Origin of the sequence: Sphingomonas sp. Ant20, from assembly GCF_000783375.1 — a bacterium.
In the GTDB taxonomy this organism is placed as follows: Bacteria; Pseudomonadota; Alphaproteobacteria; order Sphingomonadales; family Sphingomonadaceae; genus Sphingomonas; species Sphingomonas aerolata.
In genome coordinates this window covers 1-9171 of sequence record NZ_JRVI01000096.1, presented here as the reverse complement: position 1 = coordinate 9171, position 9171 = coordinate 1, and the positions used below count along the sequence as shown (strand labels likewise).

7 protein-coding genes and 2 pseudogenes are annotated in these 9171 nt (G+C 67.4%); 3 read left to right on the top strand and 6 right to left on the bottom strand.

Translation table 11 applies throughout. The features are described from left to right. Window positions 1–376: pseudogene (locus NI18_RS13030) on the bottom strand (hypothetical protein); the annotation flags it as partial. Between the two features lie 157 nt (window positions 377–533). On the opposite strand from NI18_RS13030, the gene ykgO reads away from it, so the two are divergent. The 3 genes from ykgO (at window position 534) to NI18_RS13015 (ending at window position 2282) form a co-directional block, all read left to right on the top strand. Then, window positions 534–659 (top strand): type B 50S ribosomal protein L36, encoded by a 126-nt coding sequence (gene ykgO, locus NI18_RS13025; protein ID WP_003046794.1) that lies wholly within the window; start codon window positions 534–536, stop codon window positions 657–659. A 4-nt stretch (window positions 660–663) separates the two neighbouring features. Beyond that, window positions 664–1299 carry an HAD family phosphatase gene (locus NI18_RS13020; protein WP_031439529.1) on the top strand — a complete coding sequence of 212 codons (636 nt, stop codon included), beginning with the start codon at window positions 664–666 and terminating at the stop codon, window positions 1297–1299. A 287-nt stretch (window positions 1300–1586) separates the two neighbouring features. After that, window positions 1587–2282, top strand: a complete 696-nt coding sequence (locus NI18_RS13015) for a murein L,D-transpeptidase catalytic domain family protein (RefSeq protein WP_031439528.1) — start codon at window positions 1587–1589, stop codon at window positions 2280–2282. Here the strand turns inward: NI18_RS13015 and NI18_RS13010 are convergent. From NI18_RS13010 to NI18_RS25075, 5 genes and pseudogenes are all read right to left on the bottom strand, one after another. Then, window positions 2279–3361, bottom strand: a complete 1083-nt coding sequence (locus NI18_RS13010; RefSeq protein WP_037530309.1) for a glycosyltransferase family A protein — start codon at window positions 3359–3361, stop codon at window positions 2279–2281. The two genes, NI18_RS13015 and NI18_RS13010, sit on opposite strands and share 4 nt — an antisense overlap. A gap of 98 nt (window positions 3362–3459) precedes the next feature. Further along, complete coding sequence (locus NI18_RS13005) at window positions 3460–5298, bottom strand: DUF885 family protein (protein WP_084215195.1); 1839 nt, start codon at window positions 5296–5298, stop codon at window positions 3460–3462. A 60-nt stretch (window positions 5299–5358) separates the two neighbouring features. Continuing rightward, window positions 5359–5658, bottom strand: coding sequence for a hypothetical protein (locus NI18_RS13000; protein ID WP_031439525.1), 300 nt, complete (start codon window positions 5656–5658; stop codon window positions 5359–5361). A gap of 17 nt (window positions 5659–5675) precedes the next feature. Next, window positions 5676–8525 carry a pitrilysin family protein gene (locus NI18_RS12995; RefSeq protein WP_037530307.1) on the bottom strand — a complete coding sequence of 950 codons (2850 nt, stop codon included), beginning with the start codon at window positions 8523–8525 and terminating at the stop codon, window positions 5676–5678. A 158-nt stretch (window positions 8526–8683) separates the two neighbouring features. Then, window positions 8684–9171, bottom strand: a pseudogene (locus NI18_RS25075) (hypothetical protein); the annotation flags it as partial.

The window sequence follows — 9171 nt, the reverse complement described above, 5'->3', positions numbered from 1 at the left end:
CCCGCCGCCAAGCCCCACACCGCCGCCCGCTGAAGCCACCGCCGCCGATCCCGACGCTGAACGGCGACCGCTTGGGCGGCCCTGCCTGCGTGGTGCGCGTAAAGGCGACGGTCGCGATCAGCATCGGCTTGGCACCCGGCGCGGGCGGGTTGTACCCGACCTTGATCAGCTGGCCCTGCACGGCGGCGGCATAGCTCTTGAACTCGAGGCTCGCAGGCGCGCCCGCGGTCAGCGGCTGGACCGCGATCGTGCCGCGGTCGAGCGGCTCGCCGAGGTGATAGCGCAAGACCTCGGTCGGCGGCAGCGACGGACCGGTCGCGCAGGCCGTGAGGGATGCGCCCGCCAGCGCGAGAACCATGATCGAACGAACCGCCATCGGGACTTCCTTAGAATGTTGCGCTACAGTAACGCTTGGACCAGCCGGGAGGGTTCCCGGCCGGAACGAGTGCGTCTGTTGCTTGACTTGGACACACCCCGCCATTAGGCGATCCCGTCTTTCCGCACACCTAGATTTGAAAAGAAGCGAATCGATCATGAAGATCCGCAATTCCCTGAAGTCGCTCAAGGATCGTCACCGCGATAACCGCGTGATCCGTCGTCGTGGCCGTACCTACGTCATCAACAAGACCAACCGTCGCTTCAAGGCACGCCAGGGCTAAACCCCTGAAGACCAGCGTCATTTTTGACGTCGGTCGTGTCCTGTACGATTGGGATCCCCGGATCCTGTACGAGCGCCTGATCGATGACGATCGGGCGCTCGACGCGTTCCTGCGCGATGTCGTCACGATCGATTGGCATTTCCAGCATGATGCTGGCCGCGACTTCGCCGACACCTCGGCGGAGCTTGCGGCGTTGCATCCGCAGCATGCCGATCTGATCGCCGTCTGGGGCCCGCGCTTCAACGAGAGTATCGGCCCGGCGATTGCGGGGATGCACGAGCTCGTCCGCGATCTCGACGCCGCCGACGTACCGCTGTTCGCGATCACCAATTTCAGCCACGAATTCTGGCCGCCGTTTCGCGCCCGCGAATCGGCGATGTTCGACCGCTTCCGCGACATCGTCGTGTCGGGCGACGAGAAGATCGTGAAGCCCGACCCCGCCATCTATCGGCTCGCGCTCGATCGATTCGGCGTGCGTGCGGACGAGACGGTGTTCGTCGACGACAATCCGGCCAATATCGCCGCCGCACGCGCGCTAGAGATCGAATCGGTGCTCTTCACCGATGCCGCCAGCTTCCGCTCGCGACTCATCGAGCTTGGCCTGCCGATTGCCGCTACGGGCGAAACGCCCCCGCGCTGAACCGTGCGCGCACGACGATGCGCGCCCGTACTTCCCATAGAAACGCCCGAAGACCGCGCATCGGATGTGCCGCGTCAGGACCGATCGTGTCGCCTGATATGGCAACCCACTCCGACGCCGCTGGCCAGCCGGAGAGTCACCTCGCCGCGCACGCGCCTACGACGAACCGCCTCCTTCCCGGGGCGGACAGAAGGAACATCACGACAACTGGTGGAAATGGTTGAGGAATGTTCATCATTTCTACGCTATAGAGAGGGTCACGGGATTGGGGTTTTTCGGGAATTTCGATGTACGATGAACAGGGCGCACGGCGAGATCGTCGTGCCATTCTAAAGAACGGTCTAGTATTGGCCGGTGCACTTGCAGTTCCGAGTGCGGTATCTGCAACACAACGTCTTACGGCACGCGATTTGAAGCCGATGACTCAGCCACCATTGCCGCGTTCGCCGGCGATGCCGATTTCGTCGTCGCGCGTCGTGCGCCCCGAATTGCTGCGCCAGGCGATGGCCGCGCTGGGTCGCAACGGCAGCCGGATCCCGCATCACGACCGGATCGCGATCGCCGATTTCACCGCCTCGTCGTCGCAGCCGCGGTTCCACTTCGTCGACCTCGCCAGCGGCCGCAGCACGTCGCTGCTCGTGTCGCACGGCAGCGGCTCGGACCCCGCGCATACCGGCTATCTCGAGCGCTTCTCGAACGCGTTCGGCTCGAATGCGTCGTCGGAAGGCGCCTTCGTGACCGACGATTATTATGTCGGCAAACATGGTCGGTCGCAGCGGCTGATCGGGCTCGATCGCACCAACAACAACGCACTCGGTCGGGCGATCGTCGTCCATTCGGCCTGGTATGCGAACAAGGACATGATCGCGTCGCACGGCATGCTCGGCCGCAGCCAAGGCTGCTTCGCGGTCGGCGAGAAGGACCTAGACCAGGTGTTTGCACGCCTCGGCCAGGGCCGTATGATCTTCGCCGCGAAGGTCTAAGGCGCACACGCCGGTTGGCGCATCGCGCGGCGTACGCCGCCGATCGCCCCGGACCATAGCAGCGCGGGCAGCCCGGCATAGCCAAGCCCGAGATGCGCCGGCCGTGCGGCAAGCAGGTCGGCGACCCCGAGCGTCCCCGCACGCAGGCCGGCCCGCCCGACACCGCGCCAGCGCCGCGCGGTTTCCCACCGGATCAGCCGGCGATCCTCCCCCGAACAGCGATGCCGTGCGAGAAACTCGGCCTGGATCACCCCCAGTGCGCTGCCCAGCGCCGTCAACGCAGCACGATCGCGCACCGCGCGCCGTGCCAGGATGTGCGCCACGATCAGCGCTGCGATCCGGTCCACCCGTTCACCGAACAGATCCGCATGCCGCTCGGCCAGAATCGCCGCGGCCACGGTCTCCATCCGCTCGGTGAACCGCTTCGAGACCCCGCCCGCGTGCACCCGGTACACCATCAGCGGCTCGTCGAGGCGTCCGATCGCGCCGAACCGGCCGATCCGCTGATACAGGTCGAAATCCTCCGCATAGAGCCGCTCGGGCCGCATGAACGGATCGAGCCGCCGCGCCGCGTCGCCGCGAATCATGACCGATGACCAGATCAGCGGGTTCTCGATTCCCGTCAGCCAGTCGATGAGCATGGGCGTGGTGATCGCGGCATGGTCGGACGGCCTGATCACGCCGTCGACGAGCAGGTCCGCCGCCGTCCCGAGCAGCACGGTCGCCGGGTTCGCCTCCAGATACGCGACCTGGCGGGCGAAGCGGTCGGGGCGACACAGATCATCGGCATCGAGTGCGGCGATATAGCGGCCCCGCGCTGCAGCGACCCCGGCGTTGCGCGCCAGCACGGGGCCGCCATTGACCGGCATCGCCACCAGCCTGACGCGCGGATCGGACCAGCCCGCAACGCAGGCGCGGGTCGCGTCGGTCGAGCAGTCGTCGACGACGATCACCTCGAAATCGGTGAAAGACTGCGCGGCGAGGCTGTCGAGCGTGGCGGGCAACAAGGCTGCGCCATTATACACCGGCACGACGACGCTGATGACCGGATCGGGCCTTGGGCGGACGGCATGCGTCATCGAGGGGGAGCGCTCGGCATCCCCCTCCCCTTGCACGGTCAGGCTTTAACGGGCGATTACGTAGAGTTACGCGGCCCGCCGCTCAGCGCGCCCCTCGCTCAGCCCTTCGCGATCCAGGCATCGCCGATTTCGCGCAGCATATCGAGCGGTACGCGCCCATAAGCGAGCACCGCCGCATGATAGGCCTTGAGGTCGAACGCCGTGCCCCTCTTAGCCTTGGCGCGCTCGCGGATATCGACGAACACCGAATGGCCAAGCTTGTAGCTCGCCGCCTGGCCCGGGTTGACGCAATAGCGCTCGACCTCGCGAGTCGCGAAGCCCTCCGCCTCGCCTTCCGCGTCGATGAAATGGCGGATCGCCTGTTCGCGGGTCCAGCGCAGGTGATGGATGCCGGTATCGACGACGCAGCGGTTCGCGCGGAACAGCTGGAATTTCAGATAGCCGAGCCGCCCGAGCGGATCGTCGTCATACATCCCGATCTCGTCCGCGAGCTGTTCGGCGTAGAGCGCCCAGCCCTCGCCATAGCCCGAAAAGCTCGTCATCTTGCGGATCAGCGGCAGCCGGGTGTTCGACAGCGCAAGCCCGCTCTCCATCTGATGCCCCGGCAGACCCTCGTGATAGACCGTCGTCGCGAGGCAGAATTTGGGCCAGTCGGCGCTGTCCTTCAGGTTAAAATAGACCAACCCCGGGCGCGAGCCATCGATCGCCGGTGGCTGCGCGAACGCCGCGGCGGCACCGGCCTCGGTCTGCGCAGGCACGCGCCGCACTTCGAAGCCATAAGGCGGCATCCGCTCGAACACGCTTGGCAGCTTCGCGCGGATCGCGGCGAGCCGGTCGTTGCAATAGGCGATCGCCTCGCGCTTGCCCGCATCGGTGTTGGGATAGAGCTGGTCGGGATTCTTGTAGAGCGCCGCCATCCGTGCGCCGATGCTGCCCTTGCTGTACCCCTGTTTGCGCAACAGCGTATCGAGCTGCGCCGACAGCATCTTCGCCTGGTCGAGCCCGAACCTGTACACTTCGTCGGGCGACAAATTGGTCGTCGTCGTCGCGTGCAGTGCGGCGGGATAGAAGGCGGCACCCTCCTTCAGCTTCCACACGCCGGCATCATGCGTGGCCGTCCGGCGGAGGTCGCGGGTCGCCGCAATCTGCCGGTCGAGCGCGGGCAGCACCGCCGCGTCATAGATTCGCGCGGCATCGCGGCCATAGCTTTCGCCCAGCCCCTTGGCCGCCGCGCGCCGGACGAGACTCTGCACGACCAGCGCCTCGCTTGCGGGCTGGCGCGTCTTGGTCATCTGGTCGAGCGCGAGGTCGAGGATGAAGTCGGGGGCGACCACGCCGACGCCCGCGTCATGCTGCATGCGCGCGGTGTTCGCGTCGATCTGTCCGGCAAACGCCTGGAGCCGCTGCAGATAGGCGTCGGCATCGCCCTTCGTCTCGATCCGGTGCTTGGTGTCGAGGAAATCGGGCACCGACTGATACGCACCCGACAGCTGCGACACGACATAGGGGCTGGGGCCATAGGACGTGCCGCCGAAATCGAACGCCTGCACCGCCGCCGCCGACCGCCGCGTATAGATCACGCAGTCGAGGTCGATCAGCTCCGCCGGCGACAGCCCGGCGCGGTCGATCGCTGCAAGCTGCGCCAGCTCGGCCCTGGTCTGGGCCTTCGCCGCGGCGATCCCCGCCGCCGACGGATCCGACAGCTTCGCGCGCAGATCGGCATTGGCGCCGGTGTCGAGCCCGAGCGAGGTCGCACTCTCGGGACTGCGCCGCAACTGCGCCTGAACGAGCTGGTCGAACAGTCGCGACAGCGGCGTCGCGGGCGCTCGGCCGCCTGCGCGAGCGCCGGCAACAGCGATGCCGCGCCGCCCAGCATCGTGCCGGCGAGCACCGCACGGCGATGGATCTTCAAACTCATCCCACTCTCCGAAATGCAAACGCCCGCCTTCCACCGGGAAGACGGGCCGTTCTTCGTCACGTCATGACGCCAGAGGCGATCAAGCGGTGCGCGTTCCCGACAGCGGGAAGCTGCCGAAGGCGCCTGCACCGACGGTGCCGGTCATCGTGTCGCCATCGACGGTCGCCTTGCAGTCGAGCGTCATCGGCATCGGCACGGTCATCGCCTGCTTCCAGCTCAGCGTGTCGCCATCGACCTCGCCGGTCACATCCATGCCGCCCATCGCACCCGACACCGCGCCCGAAAAGCTAGTGTCCGCGCTGTTCACGGTCAGCGTCATCTTCTGATCGCCCAGCGGCGACTTCACGACGCAATCCCAGCTGCCATCGACATTTGCCATGCTATTCTCTCCTTCGATTACTTGGCCTTGGCCGCAAGCGGCGTCACCGGAACCACCGGCAGCCCCGCGACCGAAGCCGCGCTCACGACCTCGACCGGCAACCCCAGGCTGTCAAGCTGCGGCTTGACCGTCTTGGCGTCGCCGACGACCACCCAGGTGAATTTCTTCACGTCGATGACGCCCGCGATCGCGGTGTTCAGCTGCGGCAAGGTCAGCGCGCCGTAGCGTCGCGTGATCGTCGCGTAATAATCGTCGGGGCGCTTCAACAAATCATTCTGCTGCATCGCGCCGAGCACCGCGCCCGACGTCTCGAAGCTGCCGGGCAACGCGCGAATCCCGCCGTCGATCGCCAGCCCGAATTCGGTCTTCGTCATCGGCTTGGTCGTCACGAACTGCGTCACGTCCTGCTGCAGCGCGGTGATCGACGGGCCGGTCTTGTCCGCCTGCACCCCGGCCGAAATGCCATAGGGCGCATCGAACGCGGCCGTCTGGAACCGCCCGCCCGCGCCATAGGACCAGTGCTTCTCCTCGCGCAGGTCCATGTTGATCCGGCTGAGGAAGCTGCCACCCAGCGCATCGTTCGCGGTGTTGAACACCAGCATGTCGTCGCTGCCCTTCAACCCGGTCCGCTGGCCCGCGAGGATCAGCGACTGCGGGCTGTTCGGCCGATCGACCAGCACGATCTTCGGTGTCAGCGGCGTGCGCGTCGTCGGGAAGCTCTTGACCCCCGCCGGCCCCTGCGCCGTCCAGTCGCCGAACCCGCGATCGAGCACCGCCCTGACCTCGGCGAGCGGGCGGTCGCTGACGACGAAGATCTTCGTCTTGTCGGGGCGCAGCCACGCCTGCTGGAACGCAACCAGGTCGGCGCGCGTCAGCGCGGCGACCGCCTTCGGATCACCGCCACCCTGTGCCTTGCCGTAAGGGGTATCGCCGTTGATCAGCTTCCCGATCACGCGGTTGCCCAGGCCTTGAGGGCTGGTCAGTTCCTGCTGGATGCCGGCCAGCTGCTGATTGCGGACCCGGCCGACCTCCTCGTCCGCGAAGGCCGGATTGCGCGCGATATCCGCAAACAGCGCGACCGCGGGCGTCAGGTTCGCGCTCGGCACGCTCATCGACAGCGTCGTCCGGTCGAGCGAGGTGCCCGTCCCGATCGACGCGCCCAGCCGCTCGCGCGCCTCGGCCAGCGCGATGCCGTCGAGCGTCCGCGTCCCCTCGTCCATCACGCTCAGCGTCAGCTGCTGCGTGCCGAGCTTGTCCGCGACATCCGCGGCATAGCCCGCGTCGAAGCTCAGCACCGCCTGCGTGATCGGCACCGCGTCGCGACGCGCATAGACGAGCTCGATCCCGTTCGACAGCCGCGCGCGCTCGACCGCGGGAAAGGCAAGCCCGGTCAGCGTGCCGACCGCGGGAATACCGCCGGCGCGCGTGCCCTTGACCGGCGTCTCGGCCGCGGGCTTCACCGCGACCGCAGGCGGCACGACCGCCTCCTCATATTTGTCGCGCTCGCCGTCGACCACGGTCAGCGTGTAGGCGGGGCGCGTCAGCCAGCGCGTCGCGGCGGCCTTGACGCTCGCCGGCGTCTGCGCCGCGATCGCCGCCAGCTCCTTCTTGTAGTGGCCCGGGTCGTTCGCATAAAGCGCGCCGCCCGCCAGCGCGACCGCCTTGCCGCCGAACCCGCCGACCGATTCATAGCCGCGGATCCGGCCCGCAACGGCCTGCGTCTGGACGCGCTGGATCTCGTCCGCGGTCGGTCCGGTCTTCAGGAAATCGGCAAGGATCTCGTCTAACCGCTTCGACACGACCGCGGGGTCGACGCCCGGCCGCACGATCGCGCGGATCGTGAACATGCCGATCTGCGCCATGTCGCTATAGCCGGCGGACACGTTGACCGCGAGTTTCTCCTTGCGGACCAGCGCATTGTCGAGCCGCGACGAGGCGAGCCCGCCCAAGACCGTACCGCCGACGTCGAGCGCCGCGGCGTCGGGATCGAGCATCCCCGGCACCGCCCAGTTCTTGGTGATCATCACCGCGGCGACGCGGTCCTTCATCACCTCGTTCACCGGCGCGGCGAGCGTCGGCACCGTGACGGTCGGCAGGACTGACTTGGGGCCCGTCTTGATATCGCCGAAATATTTCTCGACCAGCGGCCGCGCGGTCGCCGCATCGACGTCGCCCGCGAGCACAAGCACCGCATTGTTGGGGCCGTAATGCGAGCGGAACCAGTCCTTCACATCGGCAAGGCTGGCGCGGTCGAGATCCGCCATCGACCCGATCGGGGTGTGGCCATAGGGCGTGTCCGCGGGGAACAGCCCGCCGAACAGCTTGTACTGGACGAGGCCGTATGGCTGGTTGTCGCCCTGGCGCTTCTCGTTCTGGACGACGCCGCGCTGCTCGTCGAGCACGCCCTGCGTGATCGCGCCGGTCAGATGCCCCATCCGGTCGCTCTCGAGGAACAGCGCGCGCTCGAGCGCGGCGGCGGGGACCGTCTCGAAATAATTGGTTCGGTCGAACGAGGTCGTGCCGTTAAAGTCGGTCGCCCCGACCTCCTTCAGCGGCGCAAAGAAATCGCCCGGCGCATTCTCGCTGCCGTTGAACATCAGATGCTCGAACAGATGCGCAAAGCCCGTGCGGCCCTGCGGCTCGTGCTTCGACCCGACGTCATACCAGACCGATACCGCGACGACCGGCGCCTTGCGGTCGGTGTGCACGATCACGCGCAACCCGTTCTTCAGCGTGAACTGCTGATAGGGAATATCGACCGAGGTGACGAGCGTGGCGACCGGTGCAGGCTTTGCGACCTGCGCGCCAACCGGCGCGACAAGCGCGGCGGTGGCGACGCCAGCTAGGGCCAAGAGCTTCAACGACATGGATCTTTCCCCGGAATACGACGACTGTTATACCAAGGTATAACAGTGGATCGCCGCCCCGCAAGCTGCCGCCTTCGCGGTTGGCGCGGATCTCGATCGATCCTTTGCGCCACGACCTGCGCCGCCCGCCCGTACCATTGCCGGATCCGCTCCAGTGGCTAGCGCAGCAGCCCCGCAGCGCGGAGCGCACCGTTGATCATGTCGCCGACCTGCGATCGGCCCGGACTGTGGCTCCATGGGTGCGGACGGGGCGATGCGGGCTTCGGCTTCGCGCGGGTCGCCGCCGCGCGCGCCGATGGGCGCTCGATCAGCCCGAAGAACGCGGCGCTGTGCAACGTCGACGAGATCCCCGCCTCCAGCATGTGCGGACCCGGCTGGCCGAGGCCGTCAGCGCCCGTCGTGGCCAGCGGTGTGCCATGGCCCAGCCCGCGGATCCGATACTCCTCGACCGCGGCACGGCCCTGCGCGTCGCGCCAGAGGCGATGGGCATGGCCTTCGACCTGTTCGACCTCGTCGGGTGCGTAGGCGAGCCCGTGCACGCCGCGCCACTGTGCGACGATCGCATCGGCATTGGCGGGCACCACGGTCGCATCGGCATCGCCGTGCCAGACCGAGACGCGTGGCACACGTCCGCCGGCCGGCGCCG

Excerpts from the sequence above, each read along its gene's own strand:
- NI18_RS13000 (WP_031439525.1), bottom strand. The coding sequence starts at position 5,658 with ATGGCAAATGTCGATGGCAGCTGGGATTGCGTCGTGAAGTCGCCGCTG.
- ykgO (WP_003046794.1), top strand. The coding sequence starts at position 534 with ATGAAGATCCGCAATTCCCTGAAGTCGCTCAAGGATCGTCACCGCGAT.
- NI18_RS13015 (WP_031439528.1), top strand. The coding sequence starts at position 1,587 with ATGTACGATGAACAGGGCGCACGGCGAGATCGTCGTGCCATTCTAAAG.
- NI18_RS12995 (WP_037530307.1), bottom strand. The coding sequence starts at position 8,525 with ATGTCGTTGAAGCTCTTGGCCCTAGCTGGCGTCGCCACCGCCGCGCTT.
- NI18_RS13010 (WP_037530309.1), bottom strand. The coding sequence starts at position 3,361 with ATGACGCATGCCGTCCGCCCAAGGCCCGATCCGGTCATCAGCGTCGTC.